The sequence below is a fragment of the Paraburkholderia sp. 2C genome (assembly GCF_054589215.1).
Genome location: NZ_BAAILL010000032.1, coordinates 183077 through 207363 on the forward strand (window position 1 = coordinate 183077; position 24287 = coordinate 207363).

Below are 24287 nucleotides of genomic sequence, written 5' to 3' on the forward strand. Positions count from 1 at the left end.
GTGCGCCGTTGTGCGCACCCCTGTGTGCGCGCCTAAGTGCGCCGTTGTGTAGCGAGAACAGTATGGACTACTCCAAAGCAAACGCCGGGCGGCTAGCCATTATCGGCATGTCGTTCCGGTTTCCCGGAGGCGGCTCGTCGGCGGCCGCGTACTGGGCGTTTCTGAACTCGGGGCGTTCGGCGATCGGCGAAACGCCGCGCGAGCGGTTCGACATCGACGCTTATTATTCGCCGGACCCCGACGCGCCTGGCACGACATACTCGCGCGTGGCCGGTTATGTCGACGATCCGTTTCGCTTCGACCGCAAGTTCTTCCGCACGTCCGCAGCGGAAGCGATAGAGACGGACCCGCAGCAACGCTGGATGCTCGAACTCACGTGGACGGCCCTCGAAAACGCCGGGCTCGTGCCAAGCGAGTTACGCGGCAAGCGCGTCGGCCTTTTCATGACGACCGGCGAAGCCGACTACGGCCGCCGCACGATATGGTCGGGCGACCCCACCGGCATCACCACGTATTCGAAGCTCGGCAATCTGCGCGCGATGGCGCCGGGACGCGTCGCGCACCTGTTCGGCTTTAGCGGTCCCGCCCTGTTCGTCGACACGACCTGTTCGTCGTCGCTGGTCGCGATTCATCTTGCCGCGCAAAGCCTGCGCGCCGACGATTGCGACATCGCCATCGCGGGCGGCGTCAACCTGATTCTCGGGCCCGAGGAGACGATCGGCGTGGCGCGGCTGCAGGCGATGTCCGCGTCCGGACACTGCCGCCCTTTCGACGCGGACGCGGACGGATATATCCGCGGCGAAGGAGGCGGTGTGGTCGTCATCAAGCGTTTTGACGATGCGCTCAAGCACGGCGATCGCATCGATGCGGTACTGGCCGGCTCCGCGATCAACAGCGACGGCGCGAGCAATGGCTTGACCGCCCCCAATGGCGCTGCGCAGGAAGCGGTCATCCGGCACGCGCTGGCACGCGCCGGCGTGCGTCCCGAAGAGGTGGCCTACGTCGAAGCGCACGGCACGGGAACGTCGTTAGGCGACCCGATCGAACTGTCGGCGCTTCGCAATGTGTACTCCGCACCGGTTCAAAGGCAAAAGCCGATGCTGGTCGGTTCCGTGAAGGCCCAGGTCGGTCATCTCGAAGGCGCCGCCGGCATGGCCGGCATCATCAAGGCGATGCTTATTCTGCGTCATCGCTACGTGCCCGCTCAGGTGAATTTTTCGACGCCGAACCCGCGCTTCCGCTGGGACGGCGCGCAGCTCGACATTCCCCGGCACGGTACGCCGCTCGATGGCGAAACCCCGGTGGTCGGCATCAGCGGCTTCGGCATTACGGGCACCAATGTGCACCTGCTCCTCGCGGCACATGAGAACGAAGACGATTCGGTCGCCAATGTCGAGCGCGAACGCGTGCTGACGCTGTCGGGCCGCTCGCCGCAGGCCAGAGAACGGCTCGCGTTAGCCTACCGCGAATCGCTCGCGAATACGGCGACACCGCTGCGCGACGTCTGCTACACGGCCACCGTGAGACGCGAACACTTCGCCCATCGCGTTGCGTTCGTCGGTACCAGCAAGGAAGACTTTATCGAAGCCATCGACGACTTCCTCGGCGCAAGCCCATCCGGCAAATGGCACGCAGGCGACGCGCCCAGCAAGCCGCGGCTCGCCTTTCTGTTCCCGGGACAAGGCGCCTGGCAACCGGGCGTCGGCGCGCAGCTCTACAACGGCAACTGGATCTTCCGGCAGTTCGCCGACGCCTGTTTTAGCGAACTCGAAGCACACACTGCGCGCGACGTGCTCGATGCGATTGTTGGGCGCGATCCGGCATCGGTGCGCCATCATCCGGGTCAGCTCGCGCATTTCGTCGTCTGCTATGCGCTGGCCCGTACATGGATGGAACTGGGGCAGCAGCCCGATCTTCTGATCGGGCATTCGCTCGGCGAACATGTGGCGGCCGTCATTGGCGGCGCGATGACGCTCGCGGACGGTCTGAAAGCCGTCGAGGCGCGCGGCCGCCTGTTCGATACCGAGACGCCGCGCGGCGCAATGCTCGCGGTCGCTGCTGGCGTCGAAGAGCTTGCGCGGCAGTTCGAGTTCGGCACGGACCTGTTCGTGGCGGGCATAAACGGACCCGAGCAAACGGTGGTGAGCGGCACGCCGGACGCGGTGGCAAGTGTGCAGGACGCCATGACCGCGGCGGGCAAGCGCGTTTCCTTGCTGAAGACCTACGACACGCCCGGCCATTCCCCACTGCTCCGATCGATGCGCGACGCGTTCCGGCGTGCGCTGGAGCCATTGACGCTCGCGCCGGCACGTATCCCCATCCTGTCGACGCTGACCGGGCAGCTTGCAACGGCACAGGTTGCACACGTCGAACACTGGCTGGACCTCGTGGAACAGCCGGTGAGATTCTCGGAAGCGCTGCATCTCGCGTTCGACGGCAAAACGACCTTTATCGAAGTCGGGCCGGGCGCCGCGCTCTCGAAGCTGGCGCGCGCCAAGGCGTCGGGAGACTGGCAATGCGCGATCTCGTCGCTCGCCGACGGACCGGACGGCGATGAGGAAACCGAAACGACCGGCTTCGCGCACGCCTGCGCACACCTTTATAGCGCGGGGCATGCCGTCGCGTGGGCCAAGTTGTACGGAAATGCGCCGCGGCCCGCGGAATGGCCGACCTATCGGTTCGACGAAGAGCGTTTCGAACTGCCGTTCCCGCAACCCAAGCAGTCTGCCCCTGCGCGCAACGTAGAGAGGCTCCGGCAGGAAATCGCGGCGATCGGCACAGCCGTCGGCAACGCGCCGGCGTCCGCGCGCGCCGCGCGCAGCAACGCGAATGCATCGACCTTGCCAGGCGCGAAGGATGAGCAGCTTCTGGCGACGATACGCTCGATCGCCGCTTCCGTTGCGTCGGACGCGGTGAGCCTCGTGGACGACCTGCCGCTCGTGCAGTTGGGCATGGACTCGCTCGCATTGACCGAGCTGCGCGTACGCCTGCACCAGACGTTCGGAAAAATGCCGCCGATGTCGATGCTGGCGCGAGGCGCGTCGCTCGTCACGCTCTGCGGTTACTTCGCATCGTCGCCACCGGCTTCGTCAACTCAGGGCTGTGACGTTCGCGGATCAAGCCCAGGGACGCTCCTTAGCGAGATCGACGAACGCGCGCTCGCGGTCTCGCTGCGCGAGGGCGCGGGGCCGGTCATCGCGCTCGTGCATCCGATCGGCGGCGACGTCCTCGCTTATCAGGATCTCGCGTCGGCATGGCCCGGCGATCCGTCTATCGTCGCGGTCCGGCATCCGTATGCGGACCACGACCGCGAGGTCGGCTATCTCTCCATCGAACAGCTCGCGTCGCTCTATCGTCGCGCATTCGTCGAGGCGGTGGGCAGAGTGCCCGACCTGCTCGGCGGCTGGTCGTTCGGCGGTCTGGTCGCGCACGAAATGGCCGTGCAATGGGAGGCGCAAGGATCGGATGCGCCGCCGCTGCTGATCGTCGATAGTCCGCTTTACAACGGCACATTCGCGACACGATTGAGAAACATCGTCGACGATTTCGATCGCGACGAAGGCTCGCGTCTGGTCGACAGGCTGCTGGCCGACGGCCGCTTCGATGCGCTGCTGGATAGCGACTTTGCCCTTTCCTATGTGCGCCGCCGTGCGCATCCGGATGTCTTTGCGCACCTCGCGCGTCTTCACGCTGCGAGCGCCGCGGCGGTGGCGCGGCATCGTCCCGGGCAGACCCGCACGCGCATCGGCTATGCGCTGGCTACGCGTGGAAAAGGCGGCGCTTCCGGCGCGCAGGTGGCCGACCAGTTGCGCTCGCTGACAACCGGTGAAATCACCGTGAAGGTATTCGACGACGACCACGACTCCATCGTCCGCACGCCTTCCGCCGAAGGCCTCGCAAACTTTCTCGACGGTGCGACGGCTGGCGAAGAACCGCCCTTGCGCGTGACGGAAGCCTAGACGTTTTTCTTTCCTTAACCCTGACCTTCGGGAATAGAAGCCATGAGCGACCAACTTCAAGCCACCTCGGTGGATGGTGTCACCGTCAACACGGAAAAGATTCTTGCCTGGATCCAGGAGTGGACCGAAGCGAACAACCTGAAGGTGCCGTCCGATCTGAACCAGACCTTCGCCGAGGCGGGCTTCGACTCGATGCACTCGGTCGAACTGGCTTTTTTTCTCGAGGAACGGCTCAGCATAAAAATCGACGAGACCGTGCTGTTCGATTATCCGACCTTCGCCTCGCTCGCCGAGCATCTCGTTTCGCTGATCCGCCCGGCCGCCGCGGCAGGATCGCAAGACGGCGCGTCGTTGAGCGGATCGGCCGGCGGCGCCGGAAACTGGTAAGCACCCCGCGCCATAACGCTACTCATCGGAGTACAGAAGATGACGGAAGTGACCGGCCCTGACATCCGGAATTCAGTTGAAGCCGTAACGACGAAATGGACCGCCCGCGTCGCCGGCTGCGGCTCGGCGCTGCCAGAACGCCGGATGACGAACCATGAACTCGCCACGATGGTCGACACATCGGACGAGTGGATCGTGCAGCGCACCGGCATCAAGGAGCGACGGATCGCGGCGGAAGGAGAAAACACGTCCGATCTCGCCACGCGCGCGGCACGCGCGGCGCTTGAACAGGCGGGCATCCGCGGTGCGGACGTCGACCTGATCGTGCTCGCGACATGCACGCCGGATCACACGATTCCAGCAACCGCCGTTTGCGTACAGGCCGCCATCGGCATGAACGGCGGCATGGCGTTCGACGTTCAGGCGGCCTGTTCCGGATTTGTCTTCGCACTGTCCGTTGCCGACAACATGATCCGGCTCGGCCAGGTGCGTACGGCCGTCGTCATCGGCGCGGAAACGATCTCGCGCCTCATCGACTGGACAGATCGCAATAGCTGCGTGCTTTTCGGCGATGGAGCGGGCGCCGTCGTGTTGCGGGCCGAGCGCCAGGCAAGCGGGCATCGCAAAGGAATCCTGTCCACGCATCTTCATTCCGACGGGCGGCATCAGGACAAGATTCGTACGGATGGCGGAACGTCGTCGACCCGGACGGCCGGCAAGGTGCATCTCGAAGGACGCGAGGTGTTTCTCCATGCCGTCGTCAATCTGGCCGAAGCGTCGCAGGAAGCACTCGCGGCCAACGGATTGACGCAGGCCGACCTCGACTGGGTCGTGCCGCACCAGGCGAATCAGCGCATTGTGCAAACCCTCGGGGAAAAGCTCCACCTGCCGAAGGAAAAGGTCGTGCTGACCGTCGACCGTCACGGCAACACCTCCGCCGCATCGATTCCGCTCGCGCTTGCGGAAGCGGTGGACGACGGGCGCATCAAGGAGAACGATCTGGTTCTGATGCCCGCGATGGGATCGGGCTTTACGTGGGGGGCCGCGTTGATCCGGTGGTGAAGCGCCCTGCCCCGGCTGTCTGTGCGCCAGGGCACAGATAGAAACAGAACAAAGCAAAACAAAGCAGAACGGCCCCGCCCTTCAAGCATTATTCCGGGTTGACACGGGTTCCTCAATCCCTTTACATCCGGGATTGGAGCGGCGTTTTTCCCGCGGTGAATCGTCGAGGAACCGAGGATGGGACGTTCTGCAATCAACCTGGCGCGCCGGTGCGGTCCGTTCGCGCGATTCGCTCGCGGTGCGCTGGCACTGCTTGCGATGCTCGCACTGCCGTCGGTCGCAACCGGCCAGGCCATCCCGAAGCCCGAGCCGCAACACTACAAGGTCGGCATGTTCGTCACCGCGATCTATGCGGTCGATACCGCCGAAAGCACCTATGCGGCGGACTTCTGGATCTGGAGCGTGGGACGCTCCGCCACGAAAAACCCGCTGCAGACGATGGAATTTGTCCATTCGGACGGCATCACCAAGCGGTTGGAAAGCTCCACGAAGCGCGGCGACCTGTACTGGCGGCAAGTCAAAATCATCGGTAAATTCAGGCAAGACTGGGACTTGCGCAACTTTCCGTTCGACGAACAGGTCTTGCATTTGACGCTCGAAGAAGGCGTCGACGATACGTCGAGCATGGTGTACGACGCCGATGTCGTGAACACCGGCTATCTGCCGACCGCGAGCCCGCAGGGCTGGCGTATCACCGATCAGCGCATCGACGTCGGCGAAACCCACTATGCGACGGAGTTCGGCGATCCCGCCGGCGGCAAGGGCTCCGATTACACGAAGCTCGAAATGACGATCACGTTGCGGCGCGCGAGCCTTGCCTTGTTTCTCAATCTGGCCGCTCCGTTATACGCGGCGTTCTTGCTGTGTACCGTCAGCTTCCTGCTTCACAAGGACGATGGACGCCCGCTGATCGAATCGCGCGTCACGCTGCTTGCCGGCGCGCTTTTCGCTGTCGTGCTGAACTTTCGCGCGGTGGCGAACGTGCTCGGCCACGAGCATCATTTGACGATTGTCGACCGCCTCAACATTGTCGTGCTCATCGACATCGTGTTTGCCACCATCGTCACGATCACGGCGAGCATCACGACGAACCGCGGCAAGAAGTTTTCACTGATACTCGAGTATGTTTGCGGCGCGATCGTCGCACTGACGTTTATTGGATTCAATCTGTTCCTGATTGTCGGCAAGGGTTGAGGGCGGCACGGCGATTCGCGCCGGCGCGATATCGCTTCGCATGCGCCTCGTCGTGAAAGCGCGAATACGGGCCATCATGCAGCATCGTTCATAACAGGAAGGGAACCACGATGTTGCGAAAAATCCTCGTTGCAGGCGCGTTTCTAGGCGCGCTTGTCGCCGCCTTGTCGTGGTCCATCAACTCCGCTTTCGCGTCGGACCAGTCGGACGTGCTCAAGCGCATGCAGCAAACCATCGAGGAAGCCAACCAGAATATCGATCCGGCCAGGCTCGCGGAGAATTTTGCGCCATCGGTCGTGCTCGTCGACGACCTCCCGCCGTACGTGTTCACGGGTGCGCCCGAGGAAGCAATCGGCGCATGGGCGAAAGCGTATGCGGCCGACTCCGAGCGCAACGGCATCAGCGACTTTGCGATGCAGTTGCTCAAGCCGCGCGATATCGAAGTGATCGACGGCCACGCTTATATTGTGTTGCCGGCCGTCTACCGCTTCAAACAGCGCAACAAGTCCACGCATATTCGCGGCACGATTACCGCCACGCTTGAAAAGGTCGACGACAAGTGGCTGATTTCGACGTGGTCGTGGGCCGCGCAGTAAGCCAGACTGGCCCGCAACAGGAACAGGGAAAGGGAACGGCGGCGACACACACATAACCCGGGTCGGCCGCCGCAAGAACTTAGGTGCTGTTCTGCGCAAGCGCGCCATTACTGTTGGCGCCGCCGAACAGCTGCGTCAGGAAGCGCTGGTTCTGTTGAGCCTGCGCCATGATCGTGTTCAGCGAGGTGAACTGGTCGTTGAACTGCGAGGTCAACTGCTTGGCGAAGTCGTCGAGATCGTCCTGCTGTTTCACGAGGCTGGTGATATCGGCGGTCAGGTCGGTCGTGCGCTGCGTAATGAGACCCTTGAACGGGTCCGTATACGTCGCCGCAATCGAATCGAGCTGCTGCGCAAGGCCGTTCGTATCGTTAAAGAGCGCGCTCAGAATCGCCGGATCGCTCGACACCACGTCGTCGAGCGACTGACCGGCTGCGTTGTCACCGATCTGCAGCTGCGCGAACGGCTCGCCGCCCGTATTGGCCTGGAAATTGATGCCCAGCGATGCGAGCGTGCTGGACAAACCGCCGCTCGACACCTTTGCGCCCACAATGCTGCCGAGTGCCGCGCCCAGCTGGTTGATCATTTCGTCGCCGAGTAGCGTGCCGCCGGTGCCTTGCACGCCTGCGGTGCCCGGCGCGGCAAGCGAATTCAGCTGATCGATGACGGCGTTATACGCCGATACGAACGAAGACAGGTCGCCTTCGACCGAGCTTTCGTCGGGCGCGACCGTCAGCGTCTGCGATCCGACCGTCTTCGAGTTGGTCGGATCGAGCGTCAACGTCACGCCCGAAATCGCGCCGGAAATCGTGTTGGTCGAACTCGTGACGAGCTGGCCGTCGACGGTCAGCTGCGCGTCCTGCGCAGCCTGCGTTTGTGTCCAGAAGCTGTTACCCGCCGTAACCTCCGACGCGCCGACGGGAGGGCCGGGGTCCGTGCTGGTGCCCGATGTCACATCGAGGTCGGAAAGCGCGGTGGGAGTCTGCTGGTTGACGCTGACATTGATCGAGTTCGCCGCGCCCGGTGTAGTCGATTGCAGGCTCAGCGACGCGCCGTTCGCGCCCTGGATGATGCTCGCCTTGATGCCTGGGTTGCCCGATGCCGAGTTGATCGCGTTTTTGATGTCCTCCAGGCTGTCGTCCGACGAGTCGACACTGACCTGAAACGACTTCGCGCTCGTCCCGCTGCCAAGCGAAATCGTGATGGTGCCGCTGCCCATCGCGGCCGCGTCGCTGGTGCTGAATGGTTGCGACGTGAGGATCTGCGACTGCGCGACTTGCGTCACGTCGAGCTGATAGGTCTGTGCCACTGCACCCTGGCCGGCTTTCGCGGTAATCCCATCGCCGCTTAGCGTCGCGGAAAACGATGAAAGCGCATCGCCGCTCAGGAACGGGCTCAATGCCGTCTGCAGCCCGCTCAACGTAGCGGACAGCGAAGCGAGCCCGGCGATATCGCTTTTGTCTATGCCTGCCTGCGTGGTCAACTCGGCGGACTGACCGGCGACCTTGTCTTGCACAAGCGCCGCCACGAGCGATTGCGTATCGACCGTGCTGCCGGTCGATTCGTCAATCAGCGCCTGGGCGGCCTGCTGAACCTGGGCGGCTGCCTTGGCGGCAGCAGCGGCTGCCGCCGAGGCAACGGGTGAAGTCGACATATGAAAAGCTCCATGCGGCCCGTCTGGCCGCTCACTCCCGCATTCGCGGTATAGGACGTCGCAATGCTTATGTGTTCACGTTTCGCGGATGAGCCTTTACTGCATGCATTGCCGGCTCATCCGCGTGCGTTACTGCGTGCTGCTTGCTAAAAGCTGACTTCTACTGTCCTTCGAATCCGCCGGCGGCGAATCTTATTGCAGAAGCTTCAGCACTTGCTGCGGCTGCGAGTTCGCTTGCGCGAGCACCGAGATACCGGCTTGCTGCAGCACTTGCGCCTTGCTCAGGTTCGCCGTTTCCTGCGCAAAGTCGGCGTCCTGGATCGTCGACTGCGCGCTGGACAGGTCGGTCGACTCGTCCTGCTGGGATTGCGAGATGCCGGTCAAGCGAGTCTGCGCGGCCCCGAGCGATGCCTGGAGGTTGTTAATGGTGGCCAGTGCGTTGTCGATAGACAGCACTGCATTGTTCGCTCCTTGCGTGGTGCTGATGTCGATATCCGCCACCGAGGTCGGCGTATTGAGCGCGTTGACGGACGAGAGCACGCTGTTTGACGGCTGCGTGCCCGCTGCAGTCGACCCGATCGTGCTGCTGGGCACGGTGGCAAACGAGATGGCGCTTACACCGCCGCCAGCCGTCGTCGTCAGGTTGAAAAGGGCCGCCTGGGCAGCGGCCGGAACCGCCTGGCCGTTCTGGTCGACGAACTTCACACCGCCGGAACCGTTCGCTTCGACCGTGATCGAGGTAATCGCGTTCTGCGTGGTCCCCGTGGCATCGAGACCGGTCGTCGGATCGATGTCGATGTCCGAAATCGTGCCGAACACCGTGTTGTTCGCAGCGCCCGAACCAGCACCAACGGCGGCGGAAATCGCCGCCAGCTCGTTCGCCGGCGTGAGTGCGCCCGTGCTGTTCAGCGACAGCGACGAAATGCCGTTGGTCGTCGTCGTGGTGAACAAGGCCGCCGACGCAGCCGTCGAAATCGCATCGCCGTTCTGGTCCGTGAACGTGAAGCCGCCATTGCCGTTCGCGACGACGTTGATCGACTGGATCGTGCCAGGGCTGCCGCTGGTATTTTCGGTGCCGTCGGCATTCAGGTTGAGACCCGATACCGTCCCGAGAATCGCACCGGACTCGGCGATGCCGCCACCGAGCGATCCGGCCGAGACGCTCTGGCTCAGATTGATCGCCACCGTCTGGCCGTCGTTCGCGCCGACCTGCACATTGACAACACCGAGTTGGCCGGTAAGCAGATTCAAACCGTTGAATGTCGTTTGCGAAGCAATACGGTTGACTTCAGCGATCTCCTGCGCCACTTCCGCTTGCGAGGACTGCTGGTTCTGCGCCGTCTCCGTACCGCCCTGCGCTTCGTTGGCCAGCGAACGGATCGTCTGCAGGGCATTCACGATTTGCGAGAGACCTGTGCCGGCAGTCTGCACCAGCGACACGCCATCGTTTGCGTTAGAGATGCCCTGATTCAGGCCGTTGATCTGCGTTTGCAGCGTGGTGGCAATCGCCAGACCAGCCGGATCGTCCGCTGCGCTGTTGATGCGCTTACCCGACGACAGGCGCTGGATCGACTGGTCAAGCAAACTTCCGGATGCGTTCAGGTTCTGCTGTGCGACCAGCGACGGGACATTGCTAAATATTGAAAGAGACATGCGGTACTCCGTAGAAGGGTAGTCTGATCGTTGACAACATTGACGTCGGCGGAAGCATTTACGCGTTGCTGGCCACCTTAGCCTGCGTTGACGGCAAGGGAGCACGATGCTTGAGAAGCAAAGGGCACGCATGCCCGCAAAGACAAGAGAAAGTCGTCGCATGGTCAAACTCCCGGCTAGCCATTGGCCCAAGATAGCTTCGCCCAATGGACCTAAAGGGAGAAATAGATATGAAAGGAGCTGAAAGTCTCCTTCGATCGAAGACTTTGGATAACGAAAGAAATGCTTTCGAAAACTCTAAAGATATCTTCGCCGCGCGCGCATCAGGTCATTTAAATTTCCATTTATTACTGGCTTCGTTAAACGAACGTAATCGTGACGAAGCGAGTCAGAAAATCGCTGCAAGCTTTGCGGAAACGTTGGCGCTGGATGGCTCGTTCCGCAACAGGCTCAGCAACAAGGACTTCGCCGCATGTGTAAGTGCACTGGCGAAGTGGGACGACGAGATCTTCCAGAAAGCGGCGGTCAGACTTGCGGCGCGACTCGAAACAGACAGCCTGCTTTGCGATGCTTTAACGGGTCCCCAGATTGCCGATTGCCTGACTGCCTTCGGCAAGTGGCATAAAGACGATGCTTGCCGGCGAGCGGGACTTCGACTGTCCGTGAGGCTGGCCAACGATGAGCCACTGCGTCAAACGCTCGACGTGCGTGAGGTCATCGAATGTCTGAATGCCTTGTGCAAATGGGACAAGGAACCGATCTGCCGCGCCACGGGGATTCATCTCGCAGCACGGATCACGATGGATGCGCCGCTCTGGAACGACTTGAACGGCCATGAGATCGGCAGCTGCCTGAACGCGCTGAGCAAGTGGCACGATCACGAAGCCTGCGTTAAGGCCGGCGCACATCTCGCCCGACAGATCGTGACGAACGACGGTCTGCTGTCGCGCATGAATGGTCATGCAATTGCCAACGCTTTGTATGCGCTTGGTAAATGGCCTGGAAATGAGGCTGTTTTCTTTGCGGGAAGGCGCTTGGCCACGCGCATTGTTACGGATGAAACGGTCGTAAAGCAGTTGAATGGTGTACGTCTCGCAAATTGCCTCAGCGCGTTAGGCGAATGGGCTTTAGACTCTGCTTGTCAGCGCGCAGTGGTTCGGCTCGCCAAGCGCGTCGTGGAAGACGGTCCGTTGCGACACAACCTGAACGGACGGCATGTTGCCGTGTGCCTGCACACGTTGGCAAAGTTGCATAACGAAAGAACATGCCGTACAGCGGTGAGCCAATTGGCACGTCGTCTTGCGACGGATGCTGCCATATGCAACCGCCTTAGCGCCAAACATGTTGTCAATTGCCTTAAGTCTCTTGGAGAGATGGAAGACGATCCTGCATGCCGGTCGGCAGCGGTCAGGCTTGCACAGCGGCTCCTTACGGATAGCGTGCTCGTCGCGCAATTGAGCAACGAAGCGGTTTCGGATTGTTTGACTGCGTTGTCTAAATTGCAAGCCGAAGCCGCTTGCCGCGATGCCGTCACCCGGCTTTTACATCGCGCCGTGGCAGATGAAGCACCGCATGAAGGCCTTGATGCGGCAGTTATGCAACGCAGTTTTGGTTGAGTTGTCAGGTACGTAGCATGATGCATTTCGTCAAACAGGCAACCCGAAGCAAGTCAGCCAAGACCGAAGGCGAATGGTGCGACCTCGTCAGAACGAACTGGAGCATGGAGTGCCAGTTCGAAAGAGGAGTCTCGCGCGAACTGCTGACGGCGTCCTGGTACATGGGCGATCTTCGCTTCGAGGCTGCCGAACTGTCCGGTCAGCAATGGACATGGACGCCGGGCCCCGGTCTCGACGACTGGCGCAAGAACACGCTGCTGCTGTTCCTGATCGAAAGCGGGACGATCGAGATCGAACAGGATGGCAACCAGGTCGAGCTCGGCGAAGGTTCGTTGCTGCTCTTCGACGGCAGCATCAAATACACGCAGACTGCGCGCGCGGATTCGCGCGGCATGATCCTTCGTGTATCGAAAGCTTCGCTGGAAACCAGAGGAAAGGTCTTGTCGAGCCGCGAAATGTTCGTGGCCGATGCCACGTCGCCGGACGTCGCATTGCTCAAGTCGCTGATTGCGGGTGCGGCCGCCTACGGCGAGCAGTGCAGTTCGTACGGCGCGAGGCTCGTTGCGGAGCACCTGACCGATCTGATGGAAATCGTCACCGACGACCTGACGGCGCCGAAGCGCGTCACGAGTTCGGACGCCCTGCTCAAGCAGGCCAAGCGCTTTATCGAACGCAACGTGGCGAACGAACAGATCGATATCGACTTCGTGGCTGCCGCAATGGGTGTTTCAAGGCGCTATCTGACCAAGCTCTTCGAGCGCGATGGATCTTCCGTCATGCGCTACCTGTTGCAACAGCGGCTTGCAAGGGCCAACAAGCTTCTGACGAATAGCGACGATCGCGTTCGTATCAGCGACATCGCGTGGCAGTGCGGTTTCGTGAGTGCAGCCCACTTCAGCAGGGTCTTCAAGAAACATTACGGCACGAGTCCCACCACGATCCAGCGCGTTCGGCCGGCTCATTCCGCGAGGTAAGCCTCGGCGCCCAAGCACGCCTTGACGTTCGAGGTTTAAGGAACAGGTCTTTTTGGCTTACGTCCGGAAATGAAATAGATGACGAGCAGCAGCAGTGCGACCGCCGCCGGGCACCAGCGGAAATCGGTCGGCACCTGCATGCGTCGGCCGAGCTTGGGGTCGGCCATTGCCGTCGATAGCGCGCCGAACTTGTCCAGCCGCTGATAGCCAAAGCCCGCATGCGCGGCCAGCGCGCGAAGATAAGGCTCGCGCAATGCCGACAATTCCTCGTGCCCGCCGGTATCCGCACCGCCACGCGAAGGTACCGACTGAATCACTTCATCGGCATGCCAGAATCCGATACGCACGCCTTGCGCATTCGTATGCGGAATCGGCGCCGGCTGATCGCCGCCGACCCCGACGATCCAGCCATTGGCCTGCCCTTGCGTCATGCCGCGAATGCTCGTCTCCGATGGCGCAACGGGCGGCGCTTCCTGTCCGTCGGTGATAAAGACCACCGCGGCTTTCGATTGCCCATCCGACGCCGCATGGACGGCCGAGTAAAGCCCGCCCTGCGCGATCACGCTGCTGTCGGCCCAACGCATCTGTCCGCCGATCTGATCGAGCGACGACAGTAATGCATCGTAATGCGAACAGACTTCCACCGGAACGAAGAGCAACAATGAGCGCGTGCCCGTAAAGACACTCCAGCCGACGCGCGAGCCGCAAGGCAGGCGCTGCAGCGCCTGCTGCATCGCCCTCTTCGCGAACGCCAGCCGGCTGATGGGGCGCCCGTTTAGCGTGACGTCCTCGGTATCCATGCTCTGTGTAATGTCGAACGTGACGATGTAGCTCGATACGAGCCTCGCACGCGCAATCGGCGGCATCCATACGGCTGCGATCAGCAGCAACGCGGCCGCGCCAAGCAACGCGTAGCGGCGCGTGAAGCCGGTCATGCCGCTTTTGCCGGGCTTCACGGCAGCTCCTGTGGCTGCGCACCGCGTACTCTGACGCTGCGCCGCTGCTCGATATCCTGGTCCGTGTCGGCCTCTTCGGCCGATTCGGGTGCGAGACGCAGCGCGCGCTCGAGGTTGTAGCGTGCATCCCAGTCGGCCGGATCGTCGCGCAGCAAATCGCGGTAGCGTGCCTTCGCCGTCTCGAGCAACGGCAGCGATCGCAGCGGCCCGCGCGCGTCGTCGCCTGCCGCTTCGCGCAACGACAGGTTTGCCAGATCGAAAAGCGCGGCCCGCTTGACGTCGACCGGACCGGGTTCCAGCAGCAGTTCATTGAGCAGCTTGCCCGCGTCGGCCTCGCGCCCCGCCGCGGACAACGCGACTGCGCGCGCAAGACGCACCCGCGGCGCCTCGTCGGCAGGTGAATTCGAAAGCTGCGCGACTGTCGCGCTGCGCATGGCATCGATGGCATGGCTCATGTCGACCGCCCGCTGCAGCGTCACCGCGTAGTACACGGTGACGCCCGCACAACAGACCGCGGCGCCGCCGAACAGCAGATGCATCCATTTGCGTCTCATGCGAAGCTCCGCTTCTGAACACCGCTCATGCAGATCAACGCGGCACAGCACAAAAGACCGACGGCAAAGCACGCTATGCTTCTGTCCTGACGCGGCAGGCGCTCGACGAACACCGAACGCTGACTCTCGCGGCGCCCGATTTCGGCCATGGCGGCGGCCATCTGCTCCGCATCCTTGGCCTGATACAGATGGTACGGGGTCCGTAGCGACTGGAAGAAGCGATGCAGTTCGCCTTCGGCCGAATGTTCGAAACGCGGCTCGATATTGCTCAGATCGGGGCTAAAGATGCCACTGCGCAGATAAACGAAATAGAGCGCGACGCCGTTATTGGCCAGCGCGGCCGCGATCTTCTGCCGTGCCGCCGAATCGAGCCGTGCCCCGCCGTCCGAGACCAGAACGATAGCGCGCCCTCCGGTGCGCGGCCGTCCTTCGAAAAGCTGCACCGCATACGACAAGCCGGCATCGAGCCGCGTGTCCGGCATGCCGCGGCCGATGTTGGTCGCTTCCATCGCCGCATCGACCACGTCGCGATCGCGCGTGAACGGCACCGCCAGCATCGGCTGCAAACCGAACAGCACGAAGGCGAAGCTATCGTCAGGACGATGCGCGACGAACGTCGCCAATGCATGCGATGCGACCTGCCGCTTCGACTCGCCGGTGGACGGCGTGTTGGAGAACCTCGCGAGTCCGCGGCCCAGTTCGGCATCCATGCTTGCGCTGCGGTCCATCAGGATCATGATTTCGCCGCCGGTGCCCGTCACGCGTCTTTCGAGATTCGAGTTGCCCGGGCCCGCCAATCCGGCAACGATTGAGGCGATGGCCAGCGTCGCAAGAACACGCCACACCATACTGACGAAGCGCCCCGCCCGGTCGCGTGGCAGCCATGCGACGCACGAGAACGGCAACGATTCGAAATGCCGGCGCAACAGCGGCAACGCGGCCAGCGGCAGTAGTGCGAGCACCCACGGATAGGTAAAGTCGAGCATGGCATTCAACTAGCGCCGGTTGCGCCGCTCCGCGCGATAAAGCGCGCGGGCGAACTCACGCAGCGCAAAGTGCTCCCGCTGCGGCGCAGGTTGCGCGCCTTGAAAGAAACGCGCGCTCGAACAACGAAAGAATGCTTCGATCTGCGGCTCGAGCGTCTGCAAGTGCGGCGCATGGCGCAGCAGTTCGGGCAACGAACGTGAACGTACGACGCGGCCCGCCGTCGCGTTGAGCGCATCGTGCAGCAGACGCCACGTCTGCGCATCGCCTTCCATCGATGCGGCATCGCGGCCGCGCAGCGCACGCCATGTGCGCGCGAACGGCAGCGCGGCACGCTCGCGCTGCTCGCGCCAGAACCACCACAGGCCCCATGCGATCAGGATGCCGAATGTTGCAGAACCCCAGATCGCGATCGAGCGGCGGATCGGCGCCACAGGCGGTGCCGCGACAATGCGATCTCCTTGCAGCGGCGTCAGCCGGCCCACGTTCGGCGGTTCGCCCAGCGTCAAAGGAGCCACTGTCACCGACCACTCGGGAATATCGAGCGTTGCCCCTGACGCAAGCGGAAGCTTTAGCGCGGGTATCGTCACCGCGGCGAGTTGCTCCGGCGCATTGACTATCTGATAGTGCAGTACGAGCCAGCGGCGGCCGGCGCGATCGGTCTCGATCGATGCAGGACGGCGTTCGAGCCACAGCGAGATGCGGCCCGCCGACGGCGGCGACACGAGATCCACGCGACGCCCCCGATCTTCGAGCAGCACCTTTTGTTCAAGCACATCGGCAATGACGTGACCGTATGCCGGAGGCTGCTGAACCGATGCTTCGGCTGCGCTCGCCGCGTGGCGCCCGCATAACATGGCGAAAGTGAACGCAAACGCATAAGCAAACGCATGCACGCGAGCCGCCATGCCGACGCGCCGGCCACCGTTGCTTTGCGGCGTGTCGTGCCGGCCGCGGTTCCGTCGCGGCGTCATGCGACCTGCTCCACGAAGTAGCGGCTCAGCGCATCGGCATCGAACGTGTCGGTCACGAAGAGCGGACGCACACCGGCTTTTGCAAAAACGTCGATGATGTGCTGCTTCCTCGCGGCCATGCCGGCACGCCATCGATCGCGCAGCTTGTCGGTTATCCAGAGCGATCGCTGTTCGCCGGTTTCCATATCGTGCGTGGTGAGCCAACCGCGGGTCGAGGGCGGCTCGACTTCCGCCGAACTCCAGACGACGATCGGCACGAGCCATACGCGCGACATCGATCGAAGCATGTCGGGCAGCGTCTCGATCGGCCATTGGAAATCGGAGACCAGAAAGGCAAGGCACGCGCGCTCGGCAATGCGCGAAAAGGCTCGCTCCAATCCCCCTGCCCGCGACTTCGGCGCCGCATGCGAATCGCAAACCCGTGCATCGAGCAAGGTCGTGCGCATCAGCGTGCCGGCTCCACGCACCTGGCGCGCCGGCAAAAAGAGGTCCTCGCGTTCGCCCTCGTCGAATGCGAGCATGCCCACGCGGTCGCCATGACGAAATGCGCTGTAGCCGAGCGCTTCGGCGAATTGCGCCGCGGCATCGAGCTTGGTGGGCGCGTTCGCATCGCGACCGAAATGCATCGAAGCCGACACATCGACGATCGCATAGACAGGCACCGCGACGCGCTGTCGGTGAACCCTCACGAGCCACTCGCCGTGACCGCCGCGAATGCTGGCGCGGATATCGATGCGCCGCGGATCCGGATAGTCGAAAAGGCGCGTGTGCGCGACGAATTCCTGACCCGCGCCGACGCTCGTGCCGCGATGCGAGCCGGGCCGGGCGCCAGCGACGCGCACCGGTAGCCTGTAATGGAATTCTTTCAGTTGCGGCGGCATGGCGTTATGGCGCCGCAATGCGCTCGACGATCTGCCGCGTCAGCGCCTGCGCAAGCTCGGTGCGACGCAACTCATAGATCGGCGTGAAAAACACACGATGTCCGAGCGCCGGTGTCAGCACGCCATGCAGGTCTTCGGGCTCGACGTAGGTGCGCCCCGCCAGCCACGCCACCACGCGCGCCGCGCGCAGCAGCATGCTCATTCCACGCGGGCTCGCGCCCGCAAGGATCAGATTGTCGATATCGACATCGTCGAGTTCGATGCCGTAGCGCCGCGGCGACTCGGTAGCACGCCAGATATCGAGTGCGTAGCGCTCGATCGCATCGGAGGTATGCACGCTGGCCTGAATGATCGCGGCCATCGTGTTCAACTCCTGCCACGGCAGCACCTCGGGCGTCACGCGCTCGAGCAGCGCGTCGATATCGTGAAACGACGGATCGAATACCAGGGCGCGACGCACGTCGTCGTCATCGGGCGTCGCCATATTGAGCTCGAACATGAAGCGGTCGCGCGCAGCCGATGCAAGCTCGAAGGTTTCCTCCTTCTCGACCTTGTTGCGATCGGCGAACAGCGTCATATGCGGAAAGCTGTACTCGCGATCGAATGCGAAGACCGAGCGCTCGGCCATCGCGCGCAGCAGCAGCGACTGAACCTGCGGGCGAGCGCGGTTGATCTCGTTGAAAAAGAACGTCGACAACGATTCGCCATGCTTGAGCAGCGGCCCCGGCTCGATGCGCGGCTTGCCGTCCGCGTCGACATAGGTGTGGTAAACGAGGTCGCCCGGCATCAGGTCGATCGTGCCTTCGACGCGCTCGAATTCGCCGCCGATCGCTCGCGCAATGGCGCGCAACAGCGTGGTTTTGCCGACGCCGACACCGCCTTCGAGCAACACATGGCCTCGCGCGAACAGCGCGATATTGATCAGGCGCACGGTATCGTGGTGGCCGATTACGGCTTTAGTCGCTTCCTGTTCGAGGCTCAGCGCATAGCTGCGCCAATCCTGCAGTTGCTCGTGCGCGCCCATCGTCTGCGTCCTCGCAATCCGCCCGGCGGCACGCGATGCTGTTTGATTTCATGGCCGCGCTGGCGTGTGGGTAAGGATTCGACTGCGGTCTGCATTTCCCATGCCTATGGCGCGGCATGCGGAAACGAGGGGCGAGCGCGTTGAAGAAGCGCTGCATGGAGCGTCAGGGTTGGTGCCAATCTGTGCCACGCAGGAGGACACTTTGTGTCTTTTGTCCGTGCACGCGATCGGCAAAATCGCGCTATTTCAGCAGTTCGGAAATCTCGATCAGATTGAGATCGGGGTCTCGCAAGTAGACCGAACGAATCGGTTGCGTTGCGCCGGTTCGCTCGACCGGGCCTTCGATGATGGGCCAGCCGACCTTCTCGAGATGTGCGATCACGTCGTCGAGTGGAACGGCGGCGATAAGGCAGAGGTCCAGCGCGCCGGGCACCGGCAGGTGCGCCTTGGGCTCGAATTCCGAGCCTCGCACATGCAGGTTGATCTTCTGATTGCCGAAACGGAACGCCATGCGGCCGGCACCGAAGGTTTCGAGTTCCATTTGCAGCACCTCGGTGTAGAAGTGCTTCGTCGCTTCGGCGTTCACGCACGTCAGCACCAGATGATCGAGATGGTCGATCAACGCCATGTCACGCTCCTTTTTGGGAATCACGCCGCCAGACTACACAATGATCTTGAGGCTCGTATAAATGAGCCTTACGCCGATCACGAGCAGAATCGCGCACGAAAGCTGATGAAAGAGCGCCGCATTGAGCCTGTGGTTCAGGCGAATGCCTGCGTATGTGCCGAGCACCGCGACAGGCGTCAGCAACAGGCTTGTCAGCAACGTGGTGCGCGTGAAGAGACCGAGCATCGAAAAGCTCATCAGCTTCGTGAGATTGACCACGGCGAAGAATGCCGCCGTGGTGCCCGCAAAACTGCGATTGCTCAATCTGAACGGCAATAGATACATCGTCAATGCCGGTTCGCCCGCGTTGGCCATAAAGCTTGTGAAGCCCGATGTCGCCCCCCAGAACACGCAGGAAGCCGGCCGCAAACGCGGCACCGCTTCTGTCGTCTCGACGCGGCGCGTTCGCAGTAGGCGACGCCGCGCGAAGTCGACGGAGATCAGACCGACAGCGAGCCTCAGCCATACTTCGCCAAGATGATGAATCGCCAGGGTTCCGGCACCGATGCCGATAAACGAAGCCGGTATCGCCAGCCGAAGCAACGGCCAGTTCCATTGACCGCGGTATTGCCATAACGCGAGCAGGTCGGTCAGGCAAAGCACGGGCAAGAGAATCGCCACCACTTCCGGCACCGGCAAATACAACGCCATGAGCGGCACCGTGACGACACCGAGGCCCAGCCCGAACCCGCCTTTTGAAAGACTTGTCAGCAGAAGCGCCGGCACGCCTAAAACGTAAAACCAGACATTGCTTATCAGCAGAGTATTCAACATCGCATGACGCCGCATTCAGTTCCGCATGGAAACGCGAGCCGCCATGCTACGTCAGTTTATGCTCAAATGCGAACGATTCTTATCGGCGCTGGTTAGCCGCGCGTTACCGCTTATCACCGCTTATCACCGCTTACCACCGCTTACCACCACTATCACCGCACGTCATGCGCGCCGATGTGCGCACGCTTTCGTGTCATTCGAATCGATGCTTTCATATGCATGACGATTTCTTCCCAATACGACTCAGATGACCGGAAATGTAGGAGCGGCGGTCATGGCACGGTAGCGGCGGGCACGGCATAACGCCTATTCCGCACGGCGATAGGCGTTCCCCCTGCAACGCCATGCCGTCGCCAATGCTTGCGGACGAGCGAAAGGCACGAGCGAATAAAGTATCGAATACATCGAAATTTAATGAATAAAACGGATTTTTGACTTTCGACGCGCCAGGCGATTCGTGCTAACCTGGCTCACCGATACCCACCCGTGCAACTCGTCGAAGAACAAACGATGACCTCGAACGCAGTAATCGCGATTCATGGCGGTGCGGGCACGATCTCGCTTGCGTCCATGACCCCGGATGTCGAAGCGCGCTATCACGCCGAGCTGCGCACGGTGCTCGACGCCGCGCAGCGCGTGCTCGCCGAGGGCGGCAGCGCGCTCGATGCCGTGACCGAAGCGGTGCGGCTGCTTGAAGACTGTCCGCTGTTCAACGCAGGGCGCGGCGCGGTTTTCACATCGGCGGGCAGGCACGAACTCGATGCGTCGATCATGGACGGCCGCACACTGAAAGCGGGCGCCGTCTCATGCGTGACGCGCGTGCGCAATCCGGTGCTCGCCGCGCGGCGCGTGCTCGAACGCAGCGAGCACGTGATGTTTACGGCCGATGGCGCCGAAGCGTTCGCGCAGGCGCAAGGCCTCGAACTGGTCGACCCGTCGTACTATCACACCGACGACCGCCACCGCCAGTGGCAACTCGCGCGCGGTCAGCAACGCGCGATGCTCGACCATGACGGCGCCACGCTCGCCGCGGCGCAATCGCCGGCCGCGCAAAACCAGGACCGCACGCCGCCGCGCGAACCGATCGATCCGGATAGCAAATTCGGCACGGTCGGCGCCGTTGCCGTCGATCTGCAAGGCCACCTCGCGGCTGCGACGTCGACGGGCGGCATCACGAACAAGCAGCCGGGGCGCGTCGGCGATTCGCCGCTGATCGGCGCGGGCTGCTACGCCGACGATGCAACCTGTGCCGTGTCCACCACCGGCACGGGCGAAATGTTTATCCGCATGGTCGCCGCCTACGACGTGGCCGCGCAGATCGCCTACCGCGGCGTATCGCTCGACGAAGCCGCGCACGATGTCGTGACGAATCGACTGCCGCGCATCGATGGACGCGGCGGCCTGATTGCCGTCGACGCAAACGGCAACGTTGCGCTGCCGTTCAATACCGAAGGGATGTATCGCGGTTTCGCGCGCGTGGGCGAAACGCCGGTCACGATGATCGGCCGCTAAGCCTATGCCCAGCGAGCCCCTTGCCTTCGAAGACGTCATTGCGGCTTACCGGGATGCGATCGAGCGCCAACCGCTGCAGTATGTGAAAACCGCGCACAATCGCTTGCCCGATGTCGAGCAACATACCTATCTGCTGACTTCGCAGACCTGGTCGCCTGAACAGCTCGTTCAGCCGGCGCAGTGGCGACACGATGTCACCCTTTATGTCCCGCCCGATGCGATACGCGAGCGCGCACTGCTCGTTATCAACGGCGGCACACGGCACGATCAAAGCGAAGCAGACGCGGCGCGTCCGCATGACTATGCGCACGACGTGCTGGCAACCATCGCCTGCGAAACGCGAACGGCCGTGGTGGTGGTCCACGACGTGCCGAACCAGAACCTCGTCTATACCGACGACGGCCGCGCACGCGCCGAAGACGACAGCGTCGCGCATAGCTGGGCGCTCTTTCTTGACAACCCTGCCAGGCGAGCGACACTACCGCTGAACGTGCCGATGGTCGCGGCCATTTCTCGCGCGATGTCACTGGCCGAGCGCGAGCTGAGCGCGCTCGGTATTCGCAGGTTCGTTATCTCGGCGATATCGAAACGCGCATGGGCAAGCTGGCTTGCCGTCATTGCCGACACGAGAATCGACGCAATCATGGCATTCGCCGTGGATATTCTCGACACACGCGAGGTGCTCAAGCATATGTATCGCTCGTACGGCGGCGCGTGGCCGATCGCCTTTTTTCCGTACTTTGCGGAGCATATCGACGAGAAAATCGACAGCGAACCGTTCAACGCGTTGATGCAAATCGTCGATCCGCTCCGGTATCTCGGCACGCACCATGCGCACAGACTCGAGGTGCCGAAATATATCGTCAATGCGAGCGGCGACGATCTGTTTGCGCCCGATAACGCGGGCCTTTACTACGACCAGCTAAGCGGCAGCAAGACGTTGCGCATGGTGCCGAATGCGTCGCATCACGACATCAAGGATGCAACGCATCGTTCGATGACGCCGTTCGTCAACAGGCTGCAAAACGCCGTGCCGTTCCCGTCGATCGGCACGACGCTAAGCCACGAGGGCCGCGACGTGCTGATCCGCTTCGATTCGTCGGAGCCGCCGCAAACGCTAGCCTTGTGGAGCGCGACGAATCCGCTCGCACGCGATTTCCGGCTGGCGTGCGGCATTCGATATACCGCTACCGCGATCGCGCCGACCGGTGCCGGCACGATCGATGTGCCCATCCGCGAACCTGCAACGGGCTGGAGCGCGTTCTTTATCGAGGCCACGTATGCCGATGGGTTTATCGCGACGAGCCGAACGTACATTCTCGGCAAGGAGACTTACCCGACATCGCCTCCCGCAACGGGAGATGCGGCATGTCAAACGATTCCGGGGCGCGGCTTCGGGTCTTGAAGCGACGTCGGCGGCTCAAGTCGCGCTCATATCAGCGCGCGAGTTCCTCGACAGTCTTCGCCGTGGTCCACAAAGCGTGAGCCAGATAGCGGTAGTTGATCAGCGCCGCGAGATAACCGTCGCCATCCGGCAGCCGCGGGCCCGCCGTGGCGTCGCGCACGACTACGACCTCGAACCCCTGTTCGATAAGTTCGCGCAGATGCGATTCGATACAAAGGTTTGCCGCCATGCCCGCAAGGATGATTTGCGACACGCCTTTCTTTCGAAGCTGCAGCGCCAGATCGTTCGTCTCCGGGCCATACACCTTATGCGGTGACGCGATGATGGTTTTGCCATCGAGGATGTACTGTTTATACGCTTCAAGAAAATCCGCACCGGACCCTTCGAAACCCTCGAGCGTGGTCGGTCCTTTGCGATCGAACATGCGGCTGTTGTGCATGACCTTCTCCAGCGGCCCGCCGAAATGCCACTCGTGGTCGCATGGGTAGTAGTAGTGCGGCGAGACCGCCACGGTAATGCCGACCTCCTTTGCGATCCTGAACAATCGGCCCAGATTCTCGACCGTGTTGTTTTCGGTGATGCTCTGCCCGAACACCGACCAGCTCGCGCCTGAAGGACTCAGGAAGTCGTTTTGCGGATCGATCACGACAAGCGCCGATTTCGAACGGTCCAGCTTGAATCCCGTTTGCGGCAATGCTGGATCGGCCGGGTCCGCATACGGGTTGATGTTCTGCTGCCCTGCCTCGTTTGCCTGACTCATGAAATTCTCCACCTTCTTGAAAGTACATCGGAAAACAGGGACGACCGGATCACAACGGCTGCCCCAACTCAAAATATAGATGACCAGTCGCTTTATTAAAGGGCAAAAAAAATCAGCGAATCAACCTCGGCAACACGAGCTTCTCGAAGCGGTCATACGCCTCGCCGCTCTGTTCGATCTTGCCGCGCATGACAGCTCCTTCGTAAGCCTCGATCACGATCGCCGCAAGCTCTTGCGTGTTTTCCTTGCGGTCGAGTTCATTGCGTTCCTGCGCCTCGCGCAGGCACGCCGCAATGGCCCCCTGCCAGCGCGCAAGCAGCGCGAGAAGCTTGGCGCGCGCCTCTTCGCTGCCATTCGACAGCTCCAGCGACAGATTGCCGATCAGGCAACCCAATGCGAAATCGTTCTTGCCGTGATCGTCCGTCAGTGCGCGGAAAAACTTCCGGATGCGCACGAGCGGCTTGATGCGCGCGTCGTACAGAATCGGACCATGGCGGTCTTCGATGGACTGCCAGTAGTCTTCGAGAATTTCGGCTGCAAACGCCTCTTTGCTGTCGAAGTAGTTGTAGAACGACCCCTTCGGCACACCGGCTGCCGCCGTGATGTCCTGCACGCCGCAGCCATTGAAACCGCGGTCGTGAACGACGTCGCGCCCGACCGTCAGCAGTCGCGAGCGCACTTCAGGATTGGGGGGACGCGGCATC

21 protein-coding genes are annotated in these 24287 nt (G+C 62.3%); 9 read left to right on the top strand and 12 right to left on the bottom strand.

Annotated elements, in window-relative coordinates:
• The first annotated feature begins 62 nt into the window (after positions 1–62).
• From ACYPXD_RS08990 to ACYPXD_RS09010, 5 genes are all read left to right on the top strand, one after another.
• Positions 63–3959, top strand: a complete 3897-nt coding sequence (locus ACYPXD_RS08990) for a type I polyketide synthase (RefSeq protein WP_459709931.1) — start codon at positions 63–65, stop codon at positions 3957–3959.
• Positions 3960–4001: 42 nt separating this feature from the next.
• Positions 4002–4346 carry an acyl carrier protein gene (locus ACYPXD_RS08995; protein WP_459709934.1) on the top strand — a complete coding sequence of 115 codons (345 nt, stop codon included), beginning with the start codon at positions 4002–4004 and terminating at the stop codon, positions 4344–4346.
• 39 nt (positions 4347–4385) lie between these two features.
• Entirely contained in the window at positions 4386–5408 is a 1023-nt protein-coding gene (locus ACYPXD_RS09000) for a beta-ketoacyl-ACP synthase III (protein WP_459709936.1), read from the top strand.
• 177 nt (positions 5409–5585) lie between these two features.
• Entirely contained in the window at positions 5586–6602 is a 1017-nt protein-coding gene (locus tag ACYPXD_RS09005; protein ID WP_459709938.1) for a ligand-gated ion channel, read from the top strand.
• A 110-nt stretch (positions 6603–6712) separates the two neighbouring features.
• Positions 6713–7198 carry a DUF4440 domain-containing protein gene (locus ACYPXD_RS09010; RefSeq protein WP_459709940.1) on the top strand — a complete coding sequence of 162 codons (486 nt, stop codon included), beginning with the start codon at positions 6713–6715 and terminating at the stop codon, positions 7196–7198.
• A gap of 79 nt (positions 7199–7277) precedes the next feature.
• Here ACYPXD_RS09010 and fliD read toward each other — a convergent pair whose 3' ends face one another.
• Both fliD and ACYPXD_RS09020 read right to left on the bottom strand, forming a co-directional pair.
• On the bottom strand, positions 7278–8849 hold the full coding sequence (gene fliD / locus ACYPXD_RS09015; protein WP_459709943.1) for a flagellar filament capping protein FliD: 1572 nt from the start codon (positions 8847–8849) through the stop codon (positions 7278–7280).
• 192 nt (positions 8850–9041) lie between these two features.
• Positions 9042–10502: a flagellin N-terminal helical domain-containing protein gene (locus ACYPXD_RS09020; protein WP_459709945.1), complete on the bottom strand. Its 1461-nt coding sequence runs from the start codon at positions 10500–10502 to the stop codon at positions 9042–9044.
• A gap of 230 nt (positions 10503–10732) precedes the next feature.
• On the opposite strand from ACYPXD_RS09020, the gene ACYPXD_RS09025 reads away from it, so the two are divergent.
• Complete coding sequence (locus tag ACYPXD_RS09025; protein ID WP_459709947.1) at positions 10733–12118, top strand: hypothetical protein; 1386 nt, start codon at positions 10733–10735, stop codon at positions 12116–12118.
• 17 nt (positions 12119–12135) lie between these two features.
• Positions 12136–13092, top strand: coding sequence for a helix-turn-helix domain-containing protein (locus tag ACYPXD_RS09030; RefSeq protein WP_459709950.1), 957 nt, complete (start codon positions 12136–12138; stop codon positions 13090–13092).
• A 35-nt stretch (positions 13093–13127) separates the two neighbouring features.
• On the opposite strand, the gene ACYPXD_RS09035 is transcribed toward ACYPXD_RS09030, so the two are convergent.
• The 8 genes from ACYPXD_RS09035 to ACYPXD_RS09070 form a co-directional block, all read right to left on the bottom strand.
• Positions 13128–14048 carry a vWA domain-containing protein gene (locus ACYPXD_RS09035; protein ID WP_459709952.1) on the bottom strand — a complete coding sequence of 307 codons (921 nt, stop codon included), beginning with the start codon at positions 14046–14048 and terminating at the stop codon, positions 13128–13130.
• Positions 14045–14602 carry an MxaK protein gene (locus ACYPXD_RS09040; RefSeq protein WP_459709954.1) on the bottom strand — a complete coding sequence of 186 codons (558 nt, stop codon included), beginning with the start codon at positions 14600–14602 and terminating at the stop codon, positions 14045–14047. The genes ACYPXD_RS09035 and ACYPXD_RS09040 overlap by 4 nt, the downstream gene beginning before the upstream one ends.
• A complete protein-coding gene (locus ACYPXD_RS09045) occupies positions 14599–15597 on the bottom strand; it encodes a vWA domain-containing protein (protein WP_459709956.1) in 999 nt (332 codons plus the stop codon). The genes ACYPXD_RS09040 and ACYPXD_RS09045 overlap by 4 nt, the downstream gene beginning before the upstream one ends.
• Positions 15598–16560, bottom strand: a complete 963-nt coding sequence (locus tag ACYPXD_RS09050) for a hypothetical protein (RefSeq protein WP_459709959.1) — start codon at positions 16558–16560, stop codon at positions 15598–15600. It lies immediately after the preceding gene.
• Complete coding sequence (locus tag ACYPXD_RS09055) at positions 16557–17441, bottom strand: DUF58 domain-containing protein (protein ID WP_459709961.1); 885 nt, start codon at positions 17439–17441, stop codon at positions 16557–16559. Before ACYPXD_RS09055 ends, ACYPXD_RS09050 begins: the two co-directional genes overlap by 4 nt.
• A 4-nt stretch (positions 17442–17445) precedes the next feature.
• Positions 17446–18465: an AAA family ATPase gene (locus ACYPXD_RS09060; protein ID WP_459709963.1), complete on the bottom strand. Its 1020-nt coding sequence runs from the start codon at positions 18463–18465 to the stop codon at positions 17446–17448.
• Positions 18466–18706: 241 nt separating this feature from the next.
• A complete protein-coding gene (locus ACYPXD_RS09065; RefSeq protein WP_459709965.1) occupies positions 18707–19093 on the bottom strand; it encodes a VOC family protein in 387 nt (128 codons plus the stop codon).
• A 33-nt stretch (positions 19094–19126) separates the two neighbouring features.
• Complete coding sequence (locus ACYPXD_RS09070) at positions 19127–19906, bottom strand: sulfite exporter TauE/SafE family protein (RefSeq protein WP_459709967.1); 780 nt, start codon at positions 19904–19906, stop codon at positions 19127–19129.
• Positions 19907–20416: 510 nt separating this feature from the next.
• Here ACYPXD_RS09070 and ACYPXD_RS09075 point away from each other — a divergent pair.
• Together ACYPXD_RS09075 and ACYPXD_RS09080 are read left to right on the top strand one after the other, a co-directional pair.
• Positions 20417–21418, top strand: coding sequence for an isoaspartyl peptidase/L-asparaginase family protein (locus ACYPXD_RS09075; RefSeq protein WP_459709969.1), 1002 nt, complete (start codon positions 20417–20419; stop codon positions 21416–21418).
• 4 nt (positions 21419–21422) lie between these two features.
• On the top strand, positions 21423–22823 hold the full coding sequence (locus tag ACYPXD_RS09080; protein WP_459709971.1) for a PhoPQ-activated pathogenicity-related family protein: 1401 nt from the start codon (positions 21423–21425) through the stop codon (positions 22821–22823).
• Between the two features lie 31 nt (positions 22824–22854).
• On the opposite strand, the gene ACYPXD_RS09085 is transcribed toward ACYPXD_RS09080, so the two are convergent.
• Both ACYPXD_RS09085 and ACYPXD_RS09090 read right to left on the bottom strand, forming a co-directional pair.
• The gene (locus ACYPXD_RS09085) at positions 22855–23583 is read right to left on the bottom strand and encodes a cysteine hydrolase family protein (RefSeq protein ID WP_459709973.1); all 729 of its coding nucleotides are present in this window, start codon (positions 23581–23583) and stop codon (positions 22855–22857) included.
• Between the two features lie 112 nt (positions 23584–23695).
• Positions 23696–24286, bottom strand: a complete 591-nt coding sequence (locus ACYPXD_RS09090; protein WP_459709975.1) for a TetR/AcrR family transcriptional regulator — start codon at positions 24284–24286, stop codon at positions 23696–23698.
• Position 24287 lies beyond the last annotated feature (1 nt).